Here is a 24,996-nt window from a genome sequence, read left to right as displayed (position 1 = left end):
CGATGCAGATTGCTGCGGCGCGGTTGGCGCTGGCGCGGCCCGGTTGGGAGACGAGGGGGTCGAAGGAGGCGCGCTGCATGCTCAGGCGCAGGAGCGGGGCATGTTTCTTGAGCAGTTCGGCAAAGCCCTCGACGAACCGGGGCACGAAAGTGGTGAGCGAGGTGGCGCCGGCGCGCACCTTCTCGATCATCGCGTCCTCGTCGAGCGCCATCTTGGCCAGGTGGTTGCCGATGACGGCGCGCACGAGGTTCTCCTTGCTCTCGAAGCGCAGGTAGATCGACCCGATCGAGACGTTGCCGCTCTGGCTGACGTCCTGGAGGGTGAAGTCCTCGCTGCCGCGCGCGAGCATGAGCTTTTCGGCGGCGACGAGCATGCGCTCCAGGGAGGCCTTGCTGCGGCCCTGGAGCGGCGTCTTGCTGACCGTATCGACGCTCAGCGTGGCCCCGGCATCCCTTGCTTTTGCTTTTCTTGGCATAGGTTTCATCTGGAGCCCGTTTGAAAAGGAAACGTCAATTCTATTTAATCGTCGCGCCCCGGTCGCTGGGTCATCACGGGCCCTGCAGGAAGGGCCCGTCCACGAGGATAAGGCTCAGGCAGGCTCGGGGCGGCGGGCAAGGCCGGTGACGAGCAGCGCGAGAATGCCGACCATCACCGCCAGCGCCAGGCCTCCGGCAAGCAGGAAGGCCCCCTGCATCGTGCCGGCGGCGAGGTTGAACTTGTGCACGAACCAGGGCGAGGCGAACTGGCCGAAGAAGAAGGCGCCGGTCCAGATGCCCATGCCGGTGCCGCGGTGCTCGAAGGGAAAGCGGGTCTGGGCCCAGGCGATGAGCGTGGGAATGGTCATGCCCGCACCGGTCTGCTGGATGGCCAGGCCCACGACCATCTCGGTGGGCGTGCGCGCAAGGCCGATGATGGTCAGGCCCGAGCCGAGAATGAACAGGAAAGTGCCCAGCTGCACGGCATTGGCGCGCGAGGCGAGGACGCGGAAGATCACCGCGCCGAGCATGACGAAGAGGCTGGGCAGGAAGGTGATCTTGCTGACCGCGGCCGGGTCGTTCACGCCGACCTCGCCAAAGGCGATACTGCCGTTGACGATGAAGACGTAGTAGAGCGCGGCCGAGAAGAAGGTCATCGCCGCCACTGCCAGGGCATGGCCAAGCGGGAAGGGGCGGCGCGGCTCGCCGGCGAGGGGCCGGGCCGTCTCGCCGGCGTCCTGGCCTGCGCGCCTGGGCTCGTAGAGGCAGGCGAGCATCGCGAAGTAGATCGGGAAGGCGACGAGATAGACCAGGAAGCCGCCGTTCCAGCGCACCGAGGCGACAAGGCCGGACATGAGGATGACGCCCGAGGCGAGGAAGGGCCCGGCGAGGCCTTGCAGGAAAAGCCAGTTGTGGCGGCCTTGCTCGTCCCAGTAGTCGGCGATGAGGGTGTTGACGATGGTGAGGATGCCCGCCTCGCACACGCCCAGCGCCAGGCGCGAGGCGAAGATGTGGTCGAGATCGTCGAGAAAGAACGGGGCCGTGCCGAACACGCCGTAGAAGAACGTGCACAGAAGCAGCAGCCGGCGCCGTCCGAAGCGGTCGACGAAGAAGCCGGCAAAGGGCGCAAGGATGGCAATGGTCAGGCCCGGAGCGGTGACCATCAGCGGGACCTTGGTGGCGGCATCGGGATCGGTACGGAAATGCTGGATCATCGCTGCGACGATCGGGAACATCGAGACGATCGCAAAGATCGGCAGGAAGCCGGCAGCGACCAGGGTGATTCCCTGGGGCTTCATCGTGAGATTGCTGAAAAAGCGGCGTATCGGTGTCATTCCACTCCCACCTCGAGCCCTTGCGGCCACGCGTATTAGAATTCGAATTTCTATCGGCTAAAGCCCTTCCGCCCATCGGTCAATCCAGTTCGAACACCACCGATGGGCTTGACCGATCGCTCTGACAGCAATTAGAATAGGTATTTCAAAGCTGATGGTTGAAGGGGAGGTATTCTCGCAATGTCCCGATTGCGGATGGGCATGATTGGCGGCGGACCTGGCGCATTTATCGGTCCCGTGCATCGAATCGCAGCAGAGCTCGATCGCGAGATCGAGTTGGTTGCCGGTGCCTTCAGCAGCGATGCCGAGCGCTCGCGCAAGGCAGGTGACACCTATCGAATCGATCCTGCGCGCGCCTATCCCGATGTCGCAACCATGTTGCGCGAGGAAGCGGCTCGCGAAGACGGTATAGACTTCGTTGCGGTCACTACGCCCAATCATCATCACTTGCCCGCCGTGCGCGCTGCGCTGCAGGCCGGGCTTCCTGTCATCTGCGACAAGCCAGCCACCGCGACGCTGGACGAGGCACGCGAAATGGCCGGCCTGGTCGCTTCGGCCGGACTGCCTTTCGCGCTGACCTATACTTATTCGGGCTATCCGCTCGTGCGCGAAGCGCGGGCGCGCATCGCTGCGGGCGATCTTGGCCAGATCCGCAAGGTCGTGGTCGAATATCCGCAAGGATGGCTGGCCCAGCAAGCGGAAGGCAAGCAGGCCGAATGGCGGGTCGATCCCGGCCGCGCCGGGATCGGCGGATGTATCGCTGACATCGGCGTTCACGCCTTCCAGCTTGCCGAATTCGTGACGGGTCTGAAGGTCACACGGATCTTGGCCGACCTCGGCGCCGTTGTGCCCGGGCGCGTCCTTGACGACGACTGCCAGATCCTCCTGCGCTTCGAAAACGGCGCGCGCGGTGCGCTTCTCGCCAGCCAGATTTCGGTCGGCGAACGCAATGGCCTGCGCATTCGCGTATACGGTGAAAAGGGCGGAATCGACTGGCGACAGGAAAGCCCCAACGCCTTTACCCTCTACCATCTCGATGGCCGCACCGAGCTTGTCCAGGCCGGCGATCCGGGGCTGGGCGAGGCCGCTGTTGCCTCCAGCCGCACGCCGGGTGGCCACCCTGAGGGCTACCTCGAGGCCTTTGCCAACCTCTATCGCGATTTTGCCAAGCAGCTTCGCGGCGAGCCGGGCTCGCTGGTGCCCGGCATGGCCGACGGTCTGCGCGGCATGCAACTGATCGACCTTGCCGTACGGGCGAGCCGCGAAGAGCGCGGCTGGACCGACTTTCCGGCCTGACGAAACACAGAGAGAACAGCCATGAAAACCATCAAGGGCCCGGCCATTTTCCTTGCCCAGTTTGCCGGGGATGAAGCTCCGTTCAATTCGCTCGATGCGATCGGCGACTGGGTTGCTTCGCTGGGCTACAAGGGCGTGCAGATACCGAGCTGGGACGCGCGCCTGTTCGATCTGGCCAAGGCCGCCGAAAGCCAGGACTACTGCGACGAGGTGAAAGGCCGGCTCGGAGCAAAGGGGCTGGAGATCACCGAGCTGTCGACGCACCTGCAAGGGCAACTGGTGGCAGTCCATCCGGCCTACGATGTCCAGTTCGACGGCTTCGCTGCGGAGCATGTCCGCGGCGATCCCAAGGCGCGCCAGGAATGGGCTGTCGATCAGCTCAAGCTTGCCGCAAAGGCAAGCAAGCGTCTCGGGCTGAACGCTCACGCCACTTTCTCCGGCGCGCTGGCATGGCCCTATGTCTATCCCTGGCCGCAGCGCCCTGCAGGTCTGGTCGAGGATGCATTCGAGGAGCTGGCCCGCCGCTGGAAGCCGATCCTCGATACCTTCGACGAGAACGGCGTCGACCTCGCCTACGAGATCCATCCGGGCGAGGACCTGCACGACGGCGCGACCTTCGAGATGTTCCTGGAGCGGGTCGGCGATCACCCGCGTGCCAACATCCTGTACGATCCGTCGCATTTCGTTCTGCAGCAGCTCGATTATCTTGCGTTCCTCGACATCTATCACGAGCGCGTGAAGTGCTTCCACGTGAAGGATGCCGAATTTCGTCCTTCGGGTCGCATGGGCGTCTATGGCGGCTACCAGTCATGGGTCGATCGCCCGGGGCGCTTCCGGTCGTTGGGCGACGGGCAGGTCGATTTCGCGCAGATCTTCTCGAAGATGGCGCAGTACGATTTCGCCGGCTGGGCCGTGCTCGAATGGGAATGCGCGCTCAAGCACCCGGAAGCTGGAGCCGCCGAAGGGGCGCCCTTCATCGCCGATCACATCATTCGCGTGACCGATAAGGCCTTTGACGATTTTGCGGACAGCGGCAGCGACCGGGAGGTCAATGCACGGATCATGGGAATTGGGGCATGAGCACACCAGCCTCCGGCTGGACCCGGCGCGAATTCGCTGGAGGCGCGGCGCTGCTTGCGCTGGCCTTGGGCATTCCGGCCGCGGCGGTCAAGCTTACCGACCTGGATGCGGCCGATGTCCCGAGCGATCGCCAGCGCAAACTGATTGCCGAAGTGTCCGAGCTGGTCATTCCGAAGACCGATACTCCCGGTGCCGCCGAAGTCGGCGTCGGCGATTTCGTGATCCTCGCGCTTGCGCATGGGCTTTCGGGTACCCGCGAACCTGTGGCAACGGGCGTAATCACGCCTGCGCTCGCTCCGTTTCGCCGCCGAGACGGATCCTTGAACCACCTCGACTGGTTGGAGCGCCGGCTCGATCATGCTGCAGGCGGTGACTTCCTGCGTCGCGACAAGGACGAACAATCGCGCCTGCTGGCCGCGATCGATGGCGAAGCGATGGCGCACGGCGCTGCCTATTCGCCTTGGGTCGCGATCAAGGGGCTGATCCTGACCGGTTACTACACCAGTGAAGTCGGCGGTTCGCAGGAACTGCGGTACGAACTCGTACCTGGAAAGTGGGAGCCCGATATCCCCATTCAGCCGGGCGACAGGGCCTTCTCGAGTGACTGGACTGCAGTGGATTTCGGCTGATAAATATGCAAAATCATGAATTTGACGCGATTGTCGTCGGCTCGGGCATTACCGGGGGCTGGGCAGCGAAACAGTTGACCGAAGCGGGCCTGAAAGTCCTCATGCTCGAGCGTGGGCGCAAGATCGAGCATCAGGTCGACTATGAGAACGAGACCAAGGCGCCCTGGGACATGCCATTCCGAGGTGTCGGTGATACCGAGCTCTACAAGCGCGAATATCCGGTGCAGATGCTCAACCGGCATTTCACCGAATTTACGCAGGACCACTTCGTCAACGATGCCGACCAGCCTTACCAGAAGGCAAAGGGCAGCGAATTCGACTGGTTCAGGTCCTATCAGCTTGGCGGTCGCTCGCTCACCTGGGGGCGCCAGTGCTATCGCTGGTCGGACTACGACTTCGGGGCGAACAAGCGCGACGGCTTCGGCACCGACTGGCCGATCCGCTATGACGATCTTGCGGCGTGGTACGACCTGGTCGAGGACTTCGTCGGTGTTTCCGGCGCGCATGAGGGACTGCCGCAGCTTCCCGACGGGAAGTTTCTCCCGGCGATGGAGCTGAACTGCGTCGAGGCTGCGATGCGCGAGCGTATCCTCGCGAAGTATCCCGATCGTTTGATCACCATCGGACGCACCGCGAACCTGACCGAGGCCCGCCCCGAACAGGGCCGGGCACATTGCCAGTATCGTTCGATCTGCGCGCGCGGTTGCTCCTACGGTGCCTACTTCTCGACCCAGTCGGCCACGCTCCCGGCTGCGAAGAAGACCGGGCTGCTGACGGTCGTCACCGATGCGCAGGTCACGAAGCTTGACCATGATCCGCAGACACGCCGTGTCAGCGCCGTGCACTGGGTCGACACCAAGACCGGTGAAGCGAAGCGTGCCGGCTCGCGCATAGTGTTCCTCAATGCCGGCGCCTTCAACTCCGTGCATTTGCTGCTGAATTCCGCAAGTGAGGCCATGCCCAACGGTCTTGCCAATTCGAGCGGCGTGCTGGGCACGCACATCATGGATCATGCCAATACCATGGCGGCGATGGCTGTCGTGCCGGGCTTCGAGGACAGGACCAGCTTCGGGAACCGGCCGACCGGTATCGTGATCCCCCGCTTCCGAAATCTCGACAAGCTGGACGGAGACGGCTTCACGCGCGGTTATTCCTTCCAGGGCGGCGCGTTGCAGGGCACCTGGACACGCGGCAAGCGCATGCCGGGCATCGGTGAGGGCTTCAAGGAAGAGATCCACAAGATCGGCCCCTGGACCATGGTCCTTGTCGTTTTCGCTGATTCCATGCCGCGGGCGAGTAATCGTCTGACCCTCAGCAAGCAGCTCGATCCGCGCGGCGTGCCGCAGCTTGAAATTGCCTTTGCGCACGGCAAGGAAGAACTCGCGGCGCTTGCAGACGCGAAGAAGGAGGCGGCGGCCATGCTCAATTCGGCAGGGGCGCACGTGGTCATGGGCTTTGATCAGCCCGGCCATGGCGGCACTGCCATTCATGAAATGGGCGGAGCACGCATGGGCTGGGATCCAGAGACCTCGGTCCTCAACCGCTGGAGCCAGTCGCACGACGTGGCGAACCTGTTCGTCACCGACGGCGCGCAGATGAGTTCGTCCGCTTGCCAGAACCCGTCACTCACTTACATGGCCCTCACCGCAAGAGCGTGCGACGCGGCAGTGAAGATGCTCAAGGAAGGCGCCATTTGACCGAAGTTGCGTCGCCGCCGCTTGCGGTGAATCACAATACGCATGGGGCGGCGGGTAACCTCACAGATCGACAGAAGAGCGTTGCCTATCTGACCCTCATGGTGGCGCTGGTGCTTGAGATCGTCGACGTGACGATCGTCAACACCGCTCTCCCGGTGATCGAGAAGGATTTCGGATCGGCCGCCGCGGAAGCCCAGTGGGTCTCCGCCGGTTACTCGCTCGCCTTCGCGCTGCTGCTGATGCTTGGCGGTCGGCTGGGCGATGCACTGGGCTACCGGGGGCTGTTCATCACGGGTGTGGCCGGTTTCACCGGGGCCTCGATCCTGTGCGGGCTTTCGGGCAGTCCGGAGCAACTGATCGCTGCGCGCGTCCTGCAGGGGTGCGCAGGTGCGATGATGGCGCCGCAGGTCATGGCACTGATCCAGGTCCTGTTCGAACCGCTTGAGCGCGTCGCGAAACTCGCTTGGGTTGGCGTGATCGGCGGGATGTCGGCCATTGCCGGGCCAATTCTGGGAGGCCTGCTGATTCACGCGAACCTTTTCGGGCTTGGTTGGCGCAGCGTCTTTCTGATCAATGCGCCGGTGGGCGTCGTAGCCTTGATCGTTGCCTGGAGGCTTCTTCCCAAGGCCAGGTCTGAGCACGCCCGCGGTATCGATGTATGGGGAACCATGCTGTTTGCAGGCGCGATGGCGGGCCTTTTGTTCCCGCTCGTGCGCGGTAGCGACCTTGGCTGGCAGCCCTGGCACTTCGCCCTTCTTCTGGCTTCGCCGATCCTGCTGATGATCGTGTGGCGGCGAACGAGGCAAAGGACGGAGCGGGGCGCGGCAAGCATGTTCCACCCCGAGCTTTTCTCGCAGAGACAGTTCCCCATGGGGCTGCTGATCGCGCTGCTCTTCGGCTCGTCGACGAGCGGGTTCCTTTTCGTCTTCGCTTTCGGTGTGCAAAAGCTCCTGGGCTACTCGCCGCTGCAGACCGGCCTGCTGCACATTCCTTTCAGTGTCGGGGTCATGATCGGCATTGCCTTTCTCGGCCGGAAACTCATTGCCAGCCACGGCAAGTGGGTCCTCGTCGGCGGCGTGACCTGCATGGCGCTGTTTTCGGCAGGCACGCTTGGCTGGATTGTGACGGGCGGTGATGGATGGTGGGTATTGGGCTGCCTGGCTCTCGCCGGAGCGGGGATGGGAATGACAAACGGCCCACTGACCCCGGTGATCCTCGCGCGTGTCGACCGGAAACACGCAGGAGCGGCCAGCGGGCTCATCAAGACGGTGCAGGAACTCGGACTGGCCCTGGGAGTGGCGATTGTCGGCACCGCATTCTTCGCCAGTGCCGGGCCCGGCGAAACGGGCAAGTTGCTGCCTGCGATCCTCGTTATAGAGATCTTGCTGCTCGGATGCTTCGTCCTGGCTATCCGTCTGCCCGGACCCTTGTTTCCCGAACACGATGCCTGACTGGAAACTTCCAATCGTTTGATCAGAAAATCACCCCTCGTGGGCGGCGCAGCTTCATGCAGCCGAGACGCGCAGAGGTAGCTTCGCAAGGCGCTTGACGCATGGGCTGGGCGGTACGCGTTTCGCGCACCGCCCATGATGGTCAGAAAGTGACGCGCTTGACGTCCGTGTTGACCGAGGGGAAGGGCAGGTACGAAACGCGAAGCTGCTCTACCAGCGAAAGTTCGTGTTCGCCCTTCGGGAAGCCGCCGGGATATTCGACCGAGATCGTTGCCGGAGCGCCGAAGGGCCAGCGGCGATCGTAGGCGGTCTCCATCTCCTCGAGCGAGATCGGGCCCTTGCCTTCATCAAAGCGGACTGCGTCACGCGCTATGGTCTCACCGTCGATCGAGACATCGAGCTTCTCGATCATCGAGAGACCGATCCCTCGATAGTAACCGAGTTTGGCTTGGAACGCGAAGCCGGTGGGCGCGTCGGCCGGACCGGTGTTGTGCAGGGTTGTTTCGTCGATCAGGTACTTGTCAAACATTACTTGTCTCCTGACAGGAAGCCCATGGCTTCCAGCCACTTGAAGAGTTGCGCGGGCCAACCTCCGGTTGGCATTCGGGGCTTGCCGAGGCCGAAGCTGTGGCCGCCCGAAGCGAAATAATGGAACTTGGCAGGCTTATCTTCGTCCTTCGGCTTTCAACGAGACCGAGAAGACAGCCGTCGACCGGCTGGATCGGCGTCAGCGCGGGGCGAATGACACTGCGCATGTTCACCTGAGTTCCGTGCAGGTGCCAGATGTCCCTTGGCGGCGTTCCCATCGCAATCGGCAGATCGATCGCAGCGGGCTGCACCGGCGCGGGAAGCGTCTCCTTGCTGACGACCGGTTGCGCGCCTGCACTCGCCGTCCCCAATATGAGGACGGATGCCGCGGCAAGGTCGTGCAGCAAGAAGCGCATCAGGCGTTCTCAAGCTCCGCTTCGGCCTTGGCAATGAGGCGGTCAAACATGACGTGCTGGCGGCGGACCTGCTCGCGGCTGTCGACTTCCATCACGTCCTGGATCCAGCGGTTGCCCTCGTACTCGCTCGAAAGCGTGCCTTCCCATCCGCACTTCACCAGCTCGGGGATGACGTCCTCGTAGGCCAGCGAAGGATCGGTGCAGTCCTCGTTCATCTCGTAGAACTTGGCCTGGATGTGGCGGAAGTAGGGCGCGTAGTCCTTGAGCCGCTTGGGATTGGCGTAGGGCGCGTGGCGCAGCGTCTCGGCCATGGCGATCTCGGCCTTGTTTCCGCCCATCTTCACCGCGACTTCGTAGATCGTGTACTCGCACATGATTTTCTGTTCATGCTGATCGACGATGAACTGGGTTACTTCCGGACGGGCGCCTTGGCGCTCGAAGCGGGCACGGAACGCCGGCGGATAGTGCTTCATGAAAATGCCCATGTCCGGCAGGATGCCCAGGTGCCTGGTCTTCAGGCGGTCGGCGACGTCGATCGTGCGAAGGATCCAGGCATGTTCGAGGTGCCAGGGAGCATGCACTTCGACGCCCATGTGGATGTCCAGTTCCTCAGCGAGAGGCACGCACTTTTCGAGGATGTCCGGGCGCACGAAGATGAGGATGCGCATGTTCTTGATGCCGAGGCGATGGCACAGGCGCAGGTCGCGCTCGATGCTGGCGACCTGTTCCTCGTCGGACATGAGCTCGCCCTTGCGCAGCTTGGTGTCCAGGAACATGTCGTAGCAGGTGAAGTGGGTGCCGTGACGCTCCATCATTCCCTTCCAGCGATCGACTTCGGCGTCGCTGATGTTGGGGAAGGTGGGCATGTTCTGCTCGGGAAGGATCTCGATGCCCTTGGCGCCGATGGATGCTGCATAGGCGACGCAGTCCTCCACGCTCATCTGACCGAGGAACATTTCCTCCTGGAAGCTGTAAAGGCTCACGCCTCGTTGTATTTTGGACATTCGTCGCTCCGTGGTGATCGTCCGGACCCGGGATGGGCGGGGCGTGGTTTCGCTTCGCTACGCGGAACACGCCCCGGTCCTGTCGCCAGGCGCCGGCCAAGAAATTCAAACAGTGATTCGTATCGATGATCCGGTCGTGCCGGTTGGCACTCGCTTGGTTCGCCGCTCCCCCATAGTGTGTTCTGCTCGTTTCGGCCTTCGGCCCCATCGGGCGGCAGGATGTGTCCGAACTCGGCCGGAACCCATTGTCTCTTTTTCACTTTGGGCGGCCTGAACCACCCTCGTATCGAGGCTTGGAAGTATAATCCTTCGAGCCCGCTTGCAATCAAAAATTAAAACCGATATTCGCATTCATCGCATGGTGGCTACGCTTGACGGAGAGTGCGGCAATTAATAGAACTATATTCTAGTTATGGTCAACTTGGCGGCCCCGGACAGCCCGGGTTTGCGGATATCCGGCCTCCAGGCCTGGGAGAGTCCATTGCAGTCGATTGAGGTGTGCGGTGCCATGTCGGGCTGGTGCTCGATGCAGGCAGGCAGGGGCAATCTGCCTGGCTGCCCGGCTGCTGTGTCCTGCCAGAATTCGGCTCGCCGCGAAGGTCGGTTTCAGGCCGCCCGGTCTCCTTCAAGTACACGCTTCAAATTCGATTATCTGAGGTTCTCGCGATGAAAGATCTGAACACGCTGATCATTGGCGGTGGTATTGGCGGCCTTTCGGCTGCGATTGCGCTGCGCCGTGCGGGGCACGGTGTTACGGTGATCGAGAAGGACCCTGAGTGGTCGGTCTATGGGGTGGGCATCATCCAGCAGTCGAACGTGATCCGGGCGATGGACCAGTTGGGCGTTCTCGATGCCTTTCTCGGTGCTGCCTGCGGTTTCGATGCGGTCGAGATCTACCTGCCCGACGGGACGCGCGTGGCGCGGGTGCCGTCGCCGGCGCTGGTCGAAGGCAAGCCGGCCAATGTCGGCATCGGCCGGCGCGCGCTGCAGAAGGTCCTGGGCGACAGCGCCATGCAGCTTGGCGCCGAGATCCGCCTGGGCGTGGCGGCCGAGCGGTTCGACGACGACGGCGAAGGCGTGAACGTGAGGTTCAGCGACGGGCGTGAAGAGCGCTTCGACGTCGTGGTGGGGGCAGACGGGGTCTATTCGCAGACCCGCGAGGCGATCCTGCCCGATGCCGAGAAGCCGCAGTTCACGGGGCAGGCGGTGTGGCGCTACAACTTCCCGCGCCCGGCCGATCTCGATGCCCTGCATGTCTACAACGGTCCGATCGGATCCGGCCTCGTGCCGATGTCCGAAGAGCTGATGTACATGTACGTCACCACGCCCGAGCCGGACAATCCGTGGTATCCCACAGAGGGCATCGCCGCGGTCATGCGCTCCAAGCTCGCCCGGGCGGCTCCGCAGATCCGTGCGCTTGCCGAGCAGATCACCAGCGACGAAGGCGTCGTCTATCGTCCGCTCGAGGGGATGATGCTCTACGGCTCCTGGAGCAAGGGCCGCATCGCGCTGCTGGGCGATGCCGTCCATGCGACCACGCCGCACCTGGGCCAGGGCGCGGGCATGGCGATCGAGGACGCGCTGGTGCTGGCCGAGGAGCTGACGCGGGCCGATACGCCCGAAGCGGCCTTCGAGGCCTATCGCGACCGCCGTTTCGAGCGGTGCCGCTACATCGTCGAGAAGTCGCTCGAGATCTGCCACGGCCAGATCGGCAAGGGCCCGCCGGTCGACAATCACAAGGCTACTGCGGAGATGTTCGCGGTGGTTTCGCAGCCCATCTGATCAGTCAATCTTCAAGGATCAATCCCATGACCCGAGTAACCGAGATCCGCTTTGTCGGATATGGCGTCGAGGACTTCGATGCCGAACGCAAATTCTACACCGATGACTGGGGCCTCGTCGAAGTGCCCGGATCCGGCGACAAGGCCGACATGGCCTGGTTCAAGACCCAGGGACATGGCGAGCACCATGTCGTGCGCCTGCACAAGTCGGATGCCAACCACGTCGAGGTGATCGCCTTTGCCGCCGACAGCCGCGCCGATGTCGATGCGCTGTTCGGCAAGATCGAGGCGGCGGGCTGCAAGGTCATCTTCGCGCCCAGGGATCTGGATGCACCGGGCGGCGGCTATGGCTTCCGCTTCTTCAGCCCCGATGGCCTGCCCTTCGAGATCTCGGCCGGGGTCGAGACGCTCGAGGCCCGCGAACTCGAGCGCTGGGAAGGCGTGCCGCTCAAGATCAGCCACATCGTCCTGCACTCGCCCGACCACCAGGCGATGGTGAAGTTCTTCACCGACGTGCTGGGCTTCAGGATCTCCGACTGGCTCGGCGACTTCATGTGCTTCCTGCGCTGCAACGAGGCGCACCACCGCGTCGCCATCCTGCCCGGACCGCCGTGCCTCAACCACGTCGCCTACGACATGCCGAGCATCGACGACATGTTCCGCGGCGCGCATCGCCTCAAGCAGCACGGCACCGACATCCGCTGGGGTCCGGGCCGTCATACCGCGGGCAACAACACGTTCAGCTACTTCGTCACTCCGGGTGGTTTCGCGGTCGAGTACACCTCCGAGCTGGAAGTGGTCGACTTCGAGACGCACGAGTACAAGGTGCACAAGCCCGCGCCGATGGTCATGGACCAGTGGGGCATCGGCACCGGCGGCCCGCAGACGATGCCGCATCCGGCACCCGATGCGCGTCTGTTCCAGGCTTCGGAGTTCTGATCGATGGCCCTCTTCGAATATTTTCCGAACTACATCTGGAACCTGTCGGTCGCGATTGCGATGGAGAGCGGCGGCCGGATCGGCGAAGTCATCGACATGTGCAAGCCGATCAAGGATGCGGCCGATGCCGGGGCCGATGCGGGCACGCCCGCGTTCATGAAGCAGTGGGTGGCGATGGGCGACAAGCTCATCGAACTTGCCGCCGAGGACGAGGCGAGGGGCCGTCTGTTCTCCGCCTCGAACAAGCTGGAGCGCGCCGCGCTCTACATGTTCACCGGCGAGCGCATGCAGGGCCATGGCCATCCGGGCCGCAAGGAGACTTACGCCAAGGCCCGCGCGGCCTTCGACAAGTCGACGCAGATCGGCCGGATCAACCGCGAACGCGTCGAGATCCCGCTGGAGAAGGGCACGATGCCGGCGCTGTTCACCCGCGCGCCGGGCGAAGGGCGCAAGCCGGTGGTGGTCTTCTGCAACGGCCTCGATAGCTGCAAGGAGCTGCTCTACTGGACCCAGCTGCCCGAGCAGCTCGCCCGCCGCGGTATCTCGACGCTGTGCGTCGACCAGCCCGGCTCGGGCGAGACGCTGCGCCTGCAGGGCCTGCCGGTCGATCCGCATTCGGAAAGCTGGGCGAGCAAGGCAGTCGACTGGCTCGAGCAGCAGGACAACGTCGATCCCAGGGCGATCGGCATGACCGGCATCTCGCTGGGCGGCCACTTCGCGCCGCGGGCGGTGGCTTACGAGCCGCGTTTTGCCTCGGGCGCGGTCTGGGGGGCCAACCACAACTGGCGCGAAGTGCAGGACAAGCGCATGGCGCGCGAGGGCGAGAACCCGGTCCCGCACTACTGGGCCCACGTTCACTGGGCGTTCGGGGCCAAGGACCAGGAGGACTTCCTTGCCAAGTCGGAGGCGATGAACCTCAACGGCCACATGGACGGCATCAAGGTGCCGTTCCTGGTGACCCACGGGGCGAACGATCGCCAGATCAGCCCGCAGTACGCCGACGACCTCTACGACCAGCTCGTCAACTCGCCGCGCCGCGAGAAGGTGATCTTCACCGCGCGGGAAGGCGGCGTCGAGCACGTGGGCGCCGACAACATGAGCTATGGCCGCGATCTCCTCTCCGACTGGTTTGCCGAAACCCTCGGAGGCAAGACCGCCTGAACTTCAGCCCCGCAACGGGCTGACAAGGCCGGCGCATCGCCCGACCCCTCTCTCCTCCGGTCGGGTGATGCGCCGGTAGCACTTCACAGCAGCGCGCGTCTGGCGAGATGCGCGCGACAAGATGGGAACCCACGCCTATGGCCCGCCGCTTCGTCGACCTGTCGATCACCTTGTGCAACGATGTCATCACCGATCCGCCATTCCTGAAGCCGGAAATCACCTACCAGACGCATGGCGAGACGATGGGCGAGCTCGGGCACTTCTTCCCCGGGGTGACGGCCGAGCAGACTCCTGACGGTGCCGGCTTTGCAGCGGCGGAATGGGTGAAGCTGACCACACACAGCGGCACGCACCTCGATGCGCCCTGGCACTTCCACCCGACGCAGGACGGCGGCAAGCCTGCCCTGACGATCGACGAAGTCCCCCTCGAATGGTGCTTCCAGCCCGGCGTGAAGCTGGACTTCCGGCACTTCGAGGACGGCTACGTCGTCACCGCCAAGGACGTCGAGGACGAACTGGCGCGTATCGGCCATGAGCTCAAGCCGCTGGAGATCGTCGTCGTCAATACCGCGGCGGGCAAGGCGCTGGGCGATCCCGACTACGTCAGCCGCGGTTGCGGCATGGGCTACGAGGCGACGATGTACCTCACCGAACGCGGCGTGCGCGTGACCGGCACCGATGCCTGGTCGTGGGATGCCCCCTTCGTGCACACCGCCAGGAAGGTGGAGGAAACCGGCGATACCTCGCTGATCTGGGAAGGGCACAAGGCGGGCCGCGACATCGGCTACTGCCACATCGAAAAGCTGCACAACCTGGAAGTGCTGCCCGCCGACGGCTTCACGATCTCGTGCTTCCCGCACAAGATCAAGGGCGCCTCGGCAGGCTGGATCCGCGCCGTCGCCATTTTCGAGGACTGAGCCGCATGCGTCTGGCCACGATAGCGGGCGCCACGCCCGACGGAACCCTTGTCGTCGTCTCGCAGGACGGGCGCCGCATGCTTGCGGCCGGCCCGCAGATGCCGAACCTGCTTGGCGCCATGGAGCGCTGGGACGCGCTCCAGCCGCACCTTGCCGCGCTGGCCCGGCGTCTCGAGGCCGGGGAGGGCGAGCCGCTCGATCCCGGGGCCCTGCGCGCGCCGCTGCCGCGCACCTGGCAGTGGCTCGACGGTTCGGCCTTCGGCACCCATGGCGACCTGATGCAGATCGCCTTCAAGTTGCCGCCGATCGAGACCGACAGGCCGCTCATGTACCAGGGGATCTCGGACCGCTTCTACGGTCCGGGCGATCCGGTTCCCTTCCCCGATCCGGCGGACGGCATCGACTTCGAGGGCGAGTTCGGCGTGATCGTCGATGCCGTGCCGATGGGTACGACGGCAGAAGAAGCGATGAAGCACATCCGGCTTGTCGTGCAGATCAACGACTGGTCGCTGCGCACGATCGCGCCGGTCGAGATGAAGACCGGCTTCGGCTGGGTCCAGGCCAAGCCGGCCTGTTCGATGGCGCCTTTTGCGGTAACACCCGAAGCGCTCGGCGATGCCTGGCAGGACGGGCGCGTGTGCCTCGATCTCGTGATCGAATGGAACGGCAAGGCCTTCGGCCACGCCAATGGCGCGGCGATGGACTTCGGCTTCCACGAACTGGTCGCCCATGCCGCGCGAACCCGCGACCTTGTCGCCGGGACCGTGATCGGCTCGGGAACGGTCTCGAACCCCAACTATGCCGAAGTGGGATCGAGCTGCATCTCCGAAGTACGCGCCATCGAGATGATCGCCGGGGGCAAACCGTCGACCGCCTTCATGGGCTACGGCGACACCATCCGCATGGAAGCCCGCGCCAAAGACGGCCTCGCACCCTTCGGCGCCATCGACCAGCGCGTGGCCAAACCCGCCACGCGCTGATTACCTACGGTTCCCGAATATCACCGCCCTGGGCATTCCCGGGAACCGTAGGCGAGATATCAGGCCGGCTTGCGCCAGAGTGCGAAGATCTTGGTCACGTCCACCTGGCTATCCCAGCTGCATTCTGCGCCTTGTTCGATGACAAAGGTGTCGCCCTTGCTGAAAGTCGCTTCGCGCCCTTCGGCGTCGACGAACGTCACACTGCCTTCAAGCAGATGCATCAGTTCACAGTGATGGAAGAAGATCGGAGTGCGCTGATACGGAGTGGAATCCCAGATGCCGCATTTGAACGCTTCGTCTGCCGAGGCGAACATCGTGTTGGCCCGGCATGACGGCGTCTCGCCCAGAAGCAGTTCGGCCGCCGGCGGATTGGAAGGCGATAGCTCGGCATCGTTGTCAATTCGCGTGATGCCCGGGTTGCCTGAAGGGCCTTCGAGGTATCGCATGATCACCAGCCTTGCACCGCCATCGCTTGACCAGGCAAAGGGCGTGTCACGCGCAACGCCAAAGCTCTCGCCTGCGGCAAGGTCCAGCGCGCCGCTTGCGTCGGTGACCGTGACTTTGCCTTCGAGCACGAAGATCCAGGTATCGCCCCGATCCTCGCAGGTTTCACCTTGGCCGGCAGGGAGCGCCAACAGTCCTATTTCGCAGGGACCGCTGCTCAGGTTCACCGGATGGAAGCCGCTGGTGAAGGCATCGGTGCCGGGCATGTCTCCCGCGGGAAGATCGGTGGCGAGGGCGCGAAGGTCGATGAAGGTGGGGCAGCCAGTGAGTGTGCTCACAAAAAATCTCCGGATCAGGAAGTGGGAACGGGTAGGAATGCAGAGGCCGATGGTTTCGGTTTCATCGGCCCCCTCGGGAAAATCAGAAATCAGTGCCGGGCTTTGCAACGGCATTACAGATACTTGAGCCAGGCGATGTCACGCCGCCGTGACTTTAGCCTGGAGAACCATACCGTCGGGATATAGAGGGCGGGCAGCAGACCCACGTACCAGACCCAGACCCAGGCGATATTGTCGACGCCGAAAAACTCGCCATGGTTCGGACCCCAGATGTACAGTGCAGTCATGTAGAGCGCGCGCAGTACGTAGAGGTGCAGAACGTAGAAGAACATCGGCGCTGCACCGAAGACCGACAGCGCGTTCATCCAGCCCTGACCTTGCGCCTTCTCGAACTGCGAAAGCAGCAAGGCGCCGATGCCCAGTGTCGGCAGCAGGAACAGCAGCGAAGGCGGATACTTGGTGAGGGCGATAAAGGCCATGAAAGTGCGCAGCGGCGTTTCCCCGGCGGTCCACGGCTTGTCGCCATAGACGTCGAGCAGGCGCAGCACGACAAAGGCTAGGAGCATGCCGCAGCCGAGCAGCAGCAGGCGTCGCTGGCGCGTGTTGGCATCGGTGCCCTTGGCGAACCACGGACCCATGGCATAGCCAAGCGATATCACGCCGATCCACGGGAGCACCGGGTAGGTCGTCTTCGCCATGAGGCCGAAGGGCAGGTCGATCATGTCGCGCTGGTGCAGCATGGCCCAAGGCACGTAGAACGGATGGCCGGGTTCAAGATGGATCGGGTCGAGCAGATTGTGCCCGCACACGATCGCGAGGCCGATGGCGAAGAGGACTTTGCGCGGCAGGTGCAGCAGTGCGGCAAGCGAGACCATCGCCAGGCCGATCGCCCAGATGACCTGGAGCCAGAACGTGGGCGGAAATTTGTAGGTCCACGCCATGGTGATGAGCGTGACTTCGAGGAACATGAGGAAAAGGCCGCGTTTGAGCAGGAAGGTCGATGCATCTGCCTTGCTGTGGCTTTGCGTATAGAGCCATGCGCCGAGACCTGTCAGGGCGACGAAGACGGGCGCGCATAGGTTGCTGACCAAACGGGTGAAGAACAGGGAAGGCGCCACGCTGGCGGCGTCCATGGGATCGGAGACCTGCATATGCAGGAACCAGGTCTCGCGGACGTGGTCGAGCAGCATGATGACCATGACGAGACCGCGCAGGGCATCGATGCTCTGGAGGCGCCGGCGCACGGCGGCAGCTGGTCGGGTGAGTGGGCTTGCCTTGAACTGGGCCTGTCCCATGACAGCGGCATTTGCCATTTCCGGTACGGTCCTTTTCGCCTTTCCCGATCGGGTGCGATTTTCGATGCAGCCATCGTGACCAATTCGGTGCAGCATTTCCTGTGGAAGTTGCGACCGGTGCGGCGAAAAGCCCGCAAGTCAGGGCCATCGCGACAGTAGATGCTGCCGCACCTTGCCGCGTCCGGGCCTTTCGGGCGCCCGATTTCGTTCGGTAGGGGGCGGGCTCGGCCGGCAAAATTCGACAGGACCCATGGCGTGGAAACCGCGCATCTGCTGAAAGAGCGCATCTTTTCAGTGCAATCTGTCGAGCATGCAATGCCATGTGTGCAGTGACGGAAGCTTATGCTTTCACCATGCCCGGGCATTGCCACGCAGAATCGAGGTTTCGCATCCATGTCTCCAGTCGTCGAGCGCATTCACAGTGACGAGAAGCTCCCTGCCGCCGCCGATGTCGTAATCGTCGGAGCCGGCATCGTCGGCTCGGCGACCGCCTACTATCTCGCCAGGCGCGGCCTTTCGGTGGCGCTGCTCGAAAAGGGCCATGTCGGCTGCGAGCAGTCGAGCCGCAACTGGGGCTGGTGCCGTCAGCAGAACCGCGACGCGCGCGAAATGCCGCTCTCGCAACTCTCAATGCGCCTGTGGGACGAATTGGCGGGCGAAATCGGCAAGGATCTCGGTTTTCGGCGCTGCGGCCTCGTCTACGCGACCGACGACGCACAGATGCTGGCCGGTTGGGAGAGCTGGCGCCCGGTGGCGAAGGACTTCGGCGTCAACACCCGCATGTTGAGTGCGGCCGAGGCGGCGGATCGAATGCCGACGACGCGGCGGAACTGGATCGGCGGATTGCACTCCGTCGACGACGGCAAGGCGGAGCCGGCGCTGGCTGCCCCCGTCCTTGCAGAGGGCGCGCGCGCCCTGGGTGCGACGATCCACCAGCAATGCGCTGCGCGTGGGCTGGACATCACGAACGGCCAGGTCGTCGGCGTCCATACCGAAAAGGGCACCATTCGCACCAGCGCGGTGCTCTGCTCGGCCGGTGCCTGGGCTTCGCGCTTCCTGCGCACGCACGGGGTGAGTTTTCCGCAGGCGAGCGTTCGCCAGACCGCGCTGCGCACGAAGCCGACGGCAAATGTCGGCGAGGTTCTCTATTCGCCCGACTTTGCCATGACCCGCAGGCTCGACGGCAGTTACACCCTAGCCATCAGCGGCCGTGCGGTCCTGGAGCTGACGCCGCAGGGGATCCGCTATGCGCGCGAGTTCATGCCGCAGTTCCTCCAGCGACTGAAGGCCGTGCAGGTGGGTCTCGGCAAGTCGTTTCTCACCGGGCCGGATTCGGTGTCCGCCCTCCTGAAGAACGACGATAAAGTCTTCGAGAAGACCCGCGTCCTCGATCCGGAGCCACTCGGCCGGCAGGTGCGGCAGATCATGCACAATGTCCGTACGACTTTCCCGGAGTTGGCGGACATCGAGATCGACAGTGCCTGGGGCGCTTTCGTCGACTGTACGCCCGATGCGGTTCCGGTGATCTCGCAGGTGGGCAAGGTTGACGGCCTGTTTCTTGCCGCCGGCTGTTCAGGTCACGGTTTCGGCGTGGGCCCGGGCATCGGCTACCTTGCCGCTCAGCTGATCGTCAACGACACGCCGAGCGTCGACACCACGCCTTTCCGCCTCTCGCGGCTTGTCGATGGATCGAAAGTGCAAGTCGGCGCTCTCTGACAGCGCGCCGACAGCAGCGCTTTGACCGCTTACATCCGAATGGATCTACCAGCGATCCCACAGGGGCTTGTGCCGCTGTCGGTCGGCGGCAGTTTGCTCGGGAAGATTGTCGAAGGCCGGCCAGAAGCCAAGCGTTTCGTACATCGAGCGTTCCAGATAGGGATAGGCGTCGCCCGCGGCGCTATCCACGCGGGCGCATTCGCCCAGTTCGGGAAGGCTTACCCGATAAAGTCCGTGCCGCTTGCGCGATTGCATCACTGACTCCCTGTCTCGTCTCCGTAACCGGGTACCGGCAATTACTTGATCGCGTCCCTCCTGGCGAATCCAAAGTGTGGGTAGGGTCCTCTATGGGGGACTCGGAGCAGGGGCCATCTCACGAGGATGGTCACGCGGCCCTCGCTCTCTTGCCCTGAACTTTTGCAATGTAATCATGGACGTGGGAGGCCTCGATCGGGCGGCTGTAGAAATAGCCTTGAAGGTGGGTGCATCCCGCGCTTCGGGTGGGGGCGACCAGGCGATCTTCGCTGATGCCTTCGGCCACGACTTCCGCGCCGACATGCCGGGCCATCGTAACTGCCGCTTCGAGGACGGCCAGCGAGGCGGGATCCTGCCCGAGGTCCATGACGAGGGTACGGTCCAGCTTCATGCGGTCGAACTTGAAGCTCTTGACCATCGAGAGCGAGGAATACCCCGTCCCGAAATCGTCCAGGGCTATACGGAAGCCCAGGTTGCGCAGCAGGTTGAGGGTCAGAAGCGCGCGGGTGTTGCGCTCGATGGAAAGCGACTCCGTCACTTCCAGGAAAAGTCTTTGCGGCGCGATCCCGTTCTGGCGGCAACAATCGAGCAGGAAGGTGCTGAAGCCGTCATGTTGCAACTGCAGCGGCGAGAGGTTGAGGCTCATGTGAATGTCCGGCCACTTGGCGAAGTCCTGCAGTGCCCTGCGGATAATCCATTCGCCCAGACGGACCATCAGCCCGCTCCGCTCGGCGGCAGGGATGAATGTGGATGGTGGAACTTCGCCCAGTTCCGGGTGCTTCCAGCGCACCAGTGCCTCGACTTCGCGGCAGGCCTCGTCGATCGAATGGATCGGCTGGTAGACCATGCGCAGCTGCCCGCCATCGAATGCAGCCTCGAGATCCTTTTCCAGCGCCCGGTCAATCAAGCGTTCTTCCGCCATTTGCGCAGCGAAGGCGGTGGCACAATTGCGGCCGTTCTTCTTCGAAGCGTAGAGGGCAAGGTCGGCGTTCCTGAGGATGGCATCGACATCTGATCCGCTCGGCAGCTGTGCTTCGGTGACGCCCAGCGAGACGGTCGATGCGACGGAGTATTCGCCCAGGCTGAAGGGTTCGCGCATGGCCTCGACAAGAGCAGAGCCGACCGCGATGCCGGACGTCTGCGCGGTCAAGGGCAGGAAAACGGCAAACTCGTCGCCGCCTACTCGCGCCACCACGCTTGCCTTGCCAAGGAAGGCCTTCATGCGCGCGCCGATGATGCGGACGAGTTCATCGCCGGCGGCATGACCGTAGTCGTCATTGATGTGCTTGAAGCGGTCGATGTCGATAAGCATGAAGGCGAAGCGTCCTTCCTTGCTGGCGCTCAGCAGCCTTTCGGCCGTTTCCTGAAAGGCACGGCGGTTGGGCATGCCCGTAGCTGCGTCGGTGAAGGCGAGGTTCTTGACTGCCTTGGCATTGCGGCGAAAGGTTTCGAGGGGCCCGGACAGGGCCTGAAGTTCCTGCAGGCGGAACACCCCGATCTCGATGTCCAGGTCGCCGTCGGCCAGCCGCTGCAGTGCGCGGTGCATGCGGCGCACGGCGGGCAAAATGTTCCTCAACAGGTCGATCAGGACGATCAGCACGACCAGGATCGTAACACCGCCAGTAACCAGCACGAGCAATTGCCAGCGCTCGATCGAGGTTACCAGCCTGGTTTGTGCGGACTGGCGATGGGCATGGGCCTTGTCGACCATTTGCGCTGCGAGGGCTTCCATTGTCGCGTTCTTCGCTTCGACTTTCGCGATCAGCGCCGACTTGTCGCCATTCGCGGTCTGGACCTTGAGGATCGTGGCGATATGCCGGTCGAGATTGGCAAAGTTTTCGGCAGCTCCCGGCAGGTCGAAGAGAACCGTGCCGCTGTCGCGCAGCTTGGCAAGCCGGTCGCCGATGGCGATGGCGGCATCGGTCAGGGTGTCGCTGGTCGTCGCGATGTCGCTGGTGACCAGCCCCCGATTGGTCGCCGTGCGCAGCTTTCCGACGGCTTCCGCGAACTGGTCGGCGTTTTCGGCAAGCGCGGAGGCACGCACGAGGGCATCGCTTTCCCGCTGCAAGCCGAACGCTTCCCTCTGCGAAACGAACTGCAGCAGCAGCGTCAACGCGACTATCAAGGCCATCGCGCCGATCAGGCGTCTTTCCAGCGAACCGAAGAACCTGTCGGCAATCCCAATCCAGTTTGTCATCGTGCACCCGAAGTTGCGCGAGCCACGACATGTCCCCGCGCCTGGTTTCAGCGGGGGCAGATAGCCGGTGAATCCTAAAAAAGTCTCATTATAACAATATTTTATAACCTATCATCGTCATTAAACTGTCACAGTACAGTCGAGAGGCGTGCCGAGGAGCGCTCTTGCGGCGATTGTTCAATGCGAAGGGCATGCCCGGCCACGGATTGGCCACGGCAGACCGATTCAAAAAGAGGCCGGCCCCACCGAGGTGGAACCGGCCTGATCGATTGGCATATGCCAGGACGTATCAACTCGGCTCGTATCCGACCATGGCCTTGATCTCGAGGAACTCTTCCATGCCCTCGATGCCGTATTCGCGGCCGTTACCGGAACGTTTGTAACCACCAAAGGGCGCCTGAGGGTCCCATGCCGGATAGTTGAGATGTACCTGTCCCGACCGGATGCGGCGGGCCACGGCGCGGACCTGATCCATGTCCGTGCCCTGGACATGGGCGCCGAGGCCATAGATCGTGTCGTTGGCGATCGCTACGGCTTCTTCTACGCTGTCATAAGGTATGATGACGAGGACCGGCCCGAAGACCTCGTCCTGGGCGATCGCCATGTCCGAGGTGACTTCCGAAAAAATCGTCGGCCTGGCGTAGAACCCGCGTTCCAGCCCCTCCGGTTTGCCGCTGCCGCCGCACACGAGCTTTGCGCCTTCGGAAATACCGACCCCGATCATGTACTGCACCCGCTCGAACTGGGCGCGGTTGGCGATGGGACCATGTGTCGTGCGCTCGTCGCGCGGATCGCCGACGACGAATTGTGCGGCAGTCTCGGCCGCGATGCGTTCGACTTCGGCGAGCTTCTCGCGCGGAACGATCATGCGGGTGGGAGCGCTGCACGACTGGCCCACGTTGCGGTAGCAAGAGGCGATGCCGGGCGGAACCGCGCGTGCCAGGTCGGCATCTGGCAGGACGACGTTGGGGGACTTTCCGCCCAGTTCCAGGGCGACGCGCTTGACTGTTTCGGCGGCCGATTTCGACACTAGCACGCCCGCGCGGGTCGATCCGGTGATGGAAATCATGTCGATGTCGGCGTGTGCGGAGAGAGCTTCGCCCACGTCCGGCCCGGAGCCGCTCACGAGGTTGAACACCCCTGCCGGAATGCCGGCATCGCAGATGATCTCGGCAAAGAGCAGCGCGCTCAGCGGGGCCAGCTCGCTGGGCTTGAGGATGACTGTGCAGCCGGCGGCAAGTGCAGGCGCGACTTTGGCGGTGATCTGATAGAGTGGCCAGTTCCACGGAGTGATCAGTCCGCATACGCCGATCGGCTCGCGTGCGATCGCGGTCGTCCCGCGCATGTGCAGGAAAGGATAGTCGGCAAGATTTTCCGCCGCAACGCGAACGTGTTCGGCCGCGAAGGGAACGTGAGCCGCGCGCGCGAAAGTGATGGCCGAGCCCATCTCCTGCGAGATCGCCTGAGCGAGAAGCTCGGCCCGCTCGAGGATCAGCTCATGGACTCGCGAGAGCAGTCTCGCCCGTTGCGCGACGGGCGTCGCTGCCCAGCCCGGGAAGGCCCCGCGCGCGGCCGCGACGGCGGCATCGACGTCGTCCGGCCCGGCCAGCACGACATGGGCGATCGTTTCTTCGCTGGCGGGGTCGATGACCGGGGCGGTCCGGCTGGACAGCGGCTCGATCCAGTGCCCGCCGACAAGGATGCGGTCGAAGCGGCCCGATGCTGCAAGGTGGGAGATGGGATCGGTCATGTGAAACGGTCCTTGAGGTGATAATAAGTGCCCACGATGGGCAGGAACCAGGGCTTGCCGAAATGGCCGGGGATGGCGGGCCAGTCGAAGTCCCTCCAGGGGTTTAGGTCGACATTGCCGTCCATCACCTCGGCCATGACTGTGCCCATGTAGGTGGCCATCTGCGTGCCGTGACCGCTGTAGCCCATCGAATAGTAGAGCCCGTCCTGGCGTTGGCCGGCGCGCGGCAGGCGATCACGGGTCATGTCGACCATGCCGCCCCAGCAATAGTCGATGCGGACATCGGCAAGCTGGGGGAAGACATCGAGCAGCGCGGCCTGAAGCAGCTTGCCGCTTTTCACGTCGGATTCGGGATCGGAAACGGCAAAGCGCGCACGGCCGCCGAACAGCAGGCGATTGTCGGGCAGGTGACGGAAATAGTTGACGATGTTCTTGGTATCGGTAGCCATGCGCCGGCGCGGCATGATCTGATTGAGCCGTTCGTCCGAAAGCGGCTCTGTGGCGATGATGAAGCTGCCGACGGGGATGATGCGGCGGCGAAACCAGCCAAGCGGCCCGACCCCGGAAATGCCGCTGGCAAGCAGGACCTGTCCAGCTTCGATCTTGCCGCGCGGGGTGGTTACTTCGAAGCTGCCGCTCGCGGTCCGGCGGATTCCGGTCACGGGCGTCTGCTCGTGGATCTGCGCGCCGCGCCGTGCCGCCGCTTCGCCAAGGCCGCGCACGAACCGGCCGACGTGCAGACCTGCGCTCTTGGCGAAGACCATGCCGCCGTAATACCGATCGGAGCCGATCTCCCCGGCCAGTCCCTCGCGGCTGACCATGTAGGTGTCGGAGTCCACCTGCCGGGCCAGCAATTCCTGGGTTCGTGCCAGCTTGTCATAGTGCTCCGGGCGCGCTGCGAGCTTGAGCTTTCCGTTCCGGGCAAAGCTGCAGTCGATGTCTTCTTCCTGCACCAGCCGTTCGACAGTATCGACGCCCGCGTCGAAGGCCCGGTAGAGCGTGTTGGCTTTCTCGATGCCGATCGCCTCGGCCATCATGCGGTAATCCTGCGCGAAGCCGTTGTTGCACATTCCGCCGCTGCGGCCCGAGGCCTGGCTACCGACGACGTCTGCCTCCAGGACGACGACGTCGGCGCCTTTCCTTGCCAGTGAAAGCGCAGCCGATGTGCCGGTCAATCCGGCTCCGACAATGACGACGTCGGCCTTGCCGCCCACCGGTTGCCTGGAGCGTCCGGAGAAGGGGGCGACGGTATCGAGCCAGTATGAGGTCAGTTTCATGCCTTGATTCCCGATACCCGGAGGGCGGCGCCGTT

The 24,996-nt window shown here is 63.6% G+C and carries 21 protein-coding genes and 1 pseudogene; 11 read left to right on the top strand and 11 right to left on the bottom strand.

Features of this window, described 5'->3' with window-relative positions:
- Nucleotides 1-292 precede the first annotated feature (292 nt).
- Nucleotides 293-349 (bottom strand): annotated as a pseudogene (locus PP1Y_RS26260) (hypothetical protein); the annotation flags it as partial.
- Between the two features lie 240 nt (nucleotides 350-589).
- Nucleotides 590-1,810 carry an MFS transporter gene (locus PP1Y_RS02995; RefSeq protein ID WP_041558288.1) on the bottom strand — a complete coding sequence of 407 codons (1,221 nt, stop codon included), beginning with the start codon at nucleotides 1,808-1,810 and terminating at the stop codon, nucleotides 590-592.
- A 180-nt stretch (nucleotides 1,811-1,990) separates the two neighbouring features.
- Between PP1Y_RS02995 and PP1Y_RS02990 the strand changes: the two genes are divergently transcribed.
- From PP1Y_RS02990 to PP1Y_RS02970, 5 genes are read left to right on the top strand one after another with little or no spacing between them, the layout of a single operon-like run.
- A complete protein-coding gene (locus tag PP1Y_RS02990) occupies nucleotides 1,991-3,106 on the top strand; it encodes a Gfo/Idh/MocA family protein (protein WP_013836624.1) in 1,116 nt (371 codons plus the stop codon).
- Between the two features lie 21 nt (nucleotides 3,107-3,127).
- On the top strand, nucleotides 3,128-4,186 hold the full coding sequence (locus tag PP1Y_RS02985) for a sugar phosphate isomerase/epimerase (protein WP_013836623.1): 1,059 nt from the start codon (nucleotides 3,128-3,130) through the stop codon (nucleotides 4,184-4,186).
- Nucleotides 4,183-4,815 carry a gluconate 2-dehydrogenase subunit 3 family protein gene (locus PP1Y_RS02980; protein WP_013836622.1) on the top strand — a complete coding sequence of 211 codons (633 nt, stop codon included), beginning with the start codon at nucleotides 4,183-4,185 and terminating at the stop codon, nucleotides 4,813-4,815. The genes PP1Y_RS02985 and PP1Y_RS02980 overlap by 4 nt, the downstream gene beginning before the upstream one ends.
- A 5-nt stretch (nucleotides 4,816-4,820) precedes the next feature.
- On the top strand, nucleotides 4,821-6,512 hold the full coding sequence (locus PP1Y_RS02975) for a GMC oxidoreductase (RefSeq protein ID WP_013836621.1): 1,692 nt from the start codon (nucleotides 4,821-4,823) through the stop codon (nucleotides 6,510-6,512).
- Complete coding sequence (locus PP1Y_RS02970; protein WP_041558285.1) at nucleotides 6,509-7,963, top strand: MFS transporter; 1,455 nt, start codon at nucleotides 6,509-6,511, stop codon at nucleotides 7,961-7,963. The genes PP1Y_RS02975 and PP1Y_RS02970 overlap by 4 nt, the downstream gene beginning before the upstream one ends.
- A 142-nt stretch (nucleotides 7,964-8,105) precedes the next feature.
- On the opposite strand, the gene PP1Y_RS02965 is transcribed toward PP1Y_RS02970, so the two are convergent.
- The 3 genes from PP1Y_RS02965 to PP1Y_RS02955 are packed head-to-tail and all read right to left on the bottom strand — an operon-like array spanning nucleotide 8,106 to nucleotide 9,911.
- Complete coding sequence (locus tag PP1Y_RS02965; protein ID WP_013836619.1) at nucleotides 8,106-8,492, bottom strand: DUF6379 domain-containing protein; 387 nt, start codon at nucleotides 8,490-8,492, stop codon at nucleotides 8,106-8,108.
- Complete coding sequence (locus tag PP1Y_RS02960; RefSeq protein ID WP_148274801.1) at nucleotides 8,485-8,898, bottom strand: hypothetical protein; 414 nt, start codon at nucleotides 8,896-8,898, stop codon at nucleotides 8,485-8,487. The genes PP1Y_RS02965 and PP1Y_RS02960 overlap by 8 nt, the downstream gene beginning before the upstream one ends.
- An 8-nt stretch (nucleotides 8,899-8,906) precedes the next feature.
- Complete coding sequence (locus tag PP1Y_RS02955; RefSeq protein WP_013836618.1) at nucleotides 8,907-9,911, bottom strand: sugar phosphate isomerase/epimerase; 1,005 nt, start codon at nucleotides 9,909-9,911, stop codon at nucleotides 8,907-8,909.
- A gap of 666 nt (nucleotides 9,912-10,577) precedes the next feature.
- Here PP1Y_RS02955 and PP1Y_RS02950 point away from each other — a divergent pair.
- From PP1Y_RS02950 to PP1Y_RS02930, 5 genes are all read left to right on the top strand, one after another.
- Nucleotides 10,578-11,693, top strand: coding sequence for an FAD-dependent oxidoreductase (locus PP1Y_RS02950; protein ID WP_013836617.1), 1,116 nt, complete (start codon nucleotides 10,578-10,580; stop codon nucleotides 11,691-11,693).
- 26 nt (nucleotides 11,694-11,719) lie between these two features.
- A complete protein-coding gene (locus PP1Y_RS02945; protein WP_013836616.1) occupies nucleotides 11,720-12,631 on the top strand; it encodes a VOC family protein in 912 nt (303 codons plus the stop codon).
- A 3-nt stretch (nucleotides 12,632-12,634) separates the two neighbouring features.
- Nucleotides 12,635-13,792 (top strand): S9 family peptidase, encoded by a 1,158-nt coding sequence (locus PP1Y_RS02940; RefSeq protein WP_013836615.1) that lies wholly within the window; start codon nucleotides 12,635-12,637, stop codon nucleotides 13,790-13,792.
- A gap of 137 nt (nucleotides 13,793-13,929) precedes the next feature.
- Entirely contained in the window at nucleotides 13,930-14,709 is a 780-nt protein-coding gene (locus PP1Y_RS02935; protein ID WP_013836614.1) for a cyclase family protein, read from the top strand.
- Nucleotides 14,710-14,714: 5 nt separating this feature from the next.
- Nucleotides 14,715-15,689: a fumarylacetoacetate hydrolase family protein gene (locus tag PP1Y_RS02930; RefSeq protein WP_013836613.1), complete on the top strand. Its 975-nt coding sequence runs from the start codon at nucleotides 14,715-14,717 to the stop codon at nucleotides 15,687-15,689.
- Nucleotides 15,690-15,748: 59 nt separating this feature from the next.
- Here the strand turns inward: PP1Y_RS02930 and PP1Y_RS02925 are convergent, their stop codons facing one another.
- Together PP1Y_RS02925 and PP1Y_RS02920 are read right to left on the bottom strand one after the other, a co-directional pair.
- A complete protein-coding gene (locus PP1Y_RS02925) occupies nucleotides 15,749-16,471 on the bottom strand; it encodes a cupin domain-containing protein (RefSeq protein ID WP_041558520.1) in 723 nt (240 codons plus the stop codon).
- A gap of 113 nt (nucleotides 16,472-16,584) precedes the next feature.
- Nucleotides 16,585-17,784 (bottom strand): DUF1624 domain-containing protein, encoded by a 1,200-nt coding sequence (locus tag PP1Y_RS02920; RefSeq protein ID WP_232512320.1) that lies wholly within the window; start codon nucleotides 17,782-17,784, stop codon nucleotides 16,585-16,587.
- A 375-nt stretch (nucleotides 17,785-18,159) separates the two neighbouring features.
- On the opposite strand from PP1Y_RS02920, the gene PP1Y_RS02915 reads away from it, so the two are divergent.
- Nucleotides 18,160-19,482: an FAD-binding oxidoreductase gene (locus tag PP1Y_RS02915; protein ID WP_013836610.1), complete on the top strand. Its 1,323-nt coding sequence runs from the start codon at nucleotides 18,160-18,162 to the stop codon at nucleotides 19,480-19,482.
- 45 nt (nucleotides 19,483-19,527) lie between these two features.
- On the opposite strand, the gene PP1Y_RS02910 is transcribed toward PP1Y_RS02915, so the two are convergent.
- The 4 genes from PP1Y_RS02910 to PP1Y_RS02895 form a co-directional block, all read right to left on the bottom strand.
- On the bottom strand, nucleotides 19,528-19,737 hold the full coding sequence (locus PP1Y_RS02910; protein WP_041558519.1) for a hypothetical protein: 210 nt from the start codon (nucleotides 19,735-19,737) through the stop codon (nucleotides 19,528-19,530).
- A 130-nt stretch (nucleotides 19,738-19,867) separates the two neighbouring features.
- Nucleotides 19,868-21,934 (bottom strand): bifunctional diguanylate cyclase/phosphodiesterase, encoded by a 2,067-nt coding sequence (locus tag PP1Y_RS02905; protein WP_041558281.1) that lies wholly within the window; start codon nucleotides 21,932-21,934, stop codon nucleotides 19,868-19,870.
- A 289-nt stretch (nucleotides 21,935-22,223) separates the two neighbouring features.
- A complete protein-coding gene (locus tag PP1Y_RS02900) occupies nucleotides 22,224-23,684 on the bottom strand; it encodes an aldehyde dehydrogenase family protein (RefSeq protein ID WP_013836608.1) in 1,461 nt (486 codons plus the stop codon).
- Nucleotides 23,681-24,961: an FAD-binding oxidoreductase gene (locus tag PP1Y_RS02895; RefSeq protein WP_013836607.1), complete on the bottom strand. Its 1,281-nt coding sequence runs from the start codon at nucleotides 24,959-24,961 to the stop codon at nucleotides 23,681-23,683. Before PP1Y_RS02895 ends, PP1Y_RS02900 begins: the two co-directional genes overlap by 4 nt.
- Between the last annotated feature and the right edge of the window lie 35 nt (nucleotides 24,962-24,996).

It is taken from the genome of Novosphingobium sp. PP1Y (assembly GCF_000253255.1).
Lineage (GTDB): Bacteria > Pseudomonadota > Alphaproteobacteria > Sphingomonadales > Sphingomonadaceae > Novosphingobium.
This window is presented reverse-complemented; position numbering and strand designations above follow the sequence as displayed.

What these genes read in the sequence shown, in the direction of transcription:
- PP1Y_RS02920 (WP_232512320.1), bottom strand. Translation starts at nt 17,784, where the DNA reads ATGGCAAATGCCGCTGTCATGGGACAGGCCCAGTTCAAGGCAAGCCCA.
- PP1Y_RS02995 (WP_041558288.1), bottom strand. Translation starts at nt 1,810, where the DNA reads ATGACACCGATACGCCGCTTTTTCAGCAATCTCACGATGAAGCCCCAG.
- PP1Y_RS02930 (WP_013836613.1), top strand. Translation starts at nt 14,715, where the DNA reads ATGCGTCTGGCCACGATAGCGGGCGCCACGCCCGACGGAACCCTTGTC.
- PP1Y_RS02950 (WP_013836617.1), top strand. Translation starts at nt 10,578, where the DNA reads ATGAAAGATCTGAACACGCTGATCATTGGCGGTGGTATTGGCGGCCTT.
- PP1Y_RS02895 (WP_013836607.1), bottom strand. Translation starts at nt 24,961, where the DNA reads ATGAAACTGACCTCATACTGGCTCGATACCGTCGCCCCCTTCTCCGGA.
- PP1Y_RS02940 (WP_013836615.1), top strand. Translation starts at nt 12,635, where the DNA reads ATGGCCCTCTTCGAATATTTTCCGAACTACATCTGGAACCTGTCGGTC.
- PP1Y_RS02980 (WP_013836622.1), top strand. Translation starts at nt 4,183, where the DNA reads ATGAGCACACCAGCCTCCGGCTGGACCCGGCGCGAATTCGCTGGAGGC.
- PP1Y_RS02945 (WP_013836616.1), top strand. Translation starts at nt 11,720, where the DNA reads ATGACCCGAGTAACCGAGATCCGCTTTGTCGGATATGGCGTCGAGGAC.
- PP1Y_RS02935 (WP_013836614.1), top strand. Translation starts at nt 13,930, where the DNA reads ATGGCCCGCCGCTTCGTCGACCTGTCGATCACCTTGTGCAACGATGTC.
- PP1Y_RS02985 (WP_013836623.1), top strand. Translation starts at nt 3,128, where the DNA reads ATGAAAACCATCAAGGGCCCGGCCATTTTCCTTGCCCAGTTTGCCGGG.
- PP1Y_RS02975 (WP_013836621.1), top strand. Translation starts at nt 4,821, where the DNA reads ATGCAAAATCATGAATTTGACGCGATTGTCGTCGGCTCGGGCATTACC.
- PP1Y_RS02905 (WP_041558281.1), bottom strand. Translation starts at nt 21,934, where the DNA reads ATGACAAACTGGATTGGGATTGCCGACAGGTTCTTCGGTTCGCTGGAA.
- PP1Y_RS02965 (WP_013836619.1), bottom strand. Translation starts at nt 8,492, where the DNA reads ATGTTTGACAAGTACCTGATCGACGAAACAACCCTGCACAACACCGGT.
- PP1Y_RS02955 (WP_013836618.1), bottom strand. Translation starts at nt 9,911, where the DNA reads ATGTCCAAAATACAACGAGGCGTGAGCCTTTACAGCTTCCAGGAGGAA.
- PP1Y_RS02990 (WP_013836624.1), top strand. Translation starts at nt 1,991, where the DNA reads ATGTCCCGATTGCGGATGGGCATGATTGGCGGCGGACCTGGCGCATTT.
- PP1Y_RS02910 (WP_041558519.1), bottom strand. Translation starts at nt 19,737, where the DNA reads ATGCAATCGCGCAAGCGGCACGGACTTTATCGGGTAAGCCTTCCCGAA.
- PP1Y_RS02915 (WP_013836610.1), top strand. Translation starts at nt 18,160, where the DNA reads ATGTCTCCAGTCGTCGAGCGCATTCACAGTGACGAGAAGCTCCCTGCC.
- PP1Y_RS02900 (WP_013836608.1), bottom strand. Translation starts at nt 23,684, where the DNA reads ATGACCGATCCCATCTCCCACCTTGCAGCATCGGGCCGCTTCGACCGC.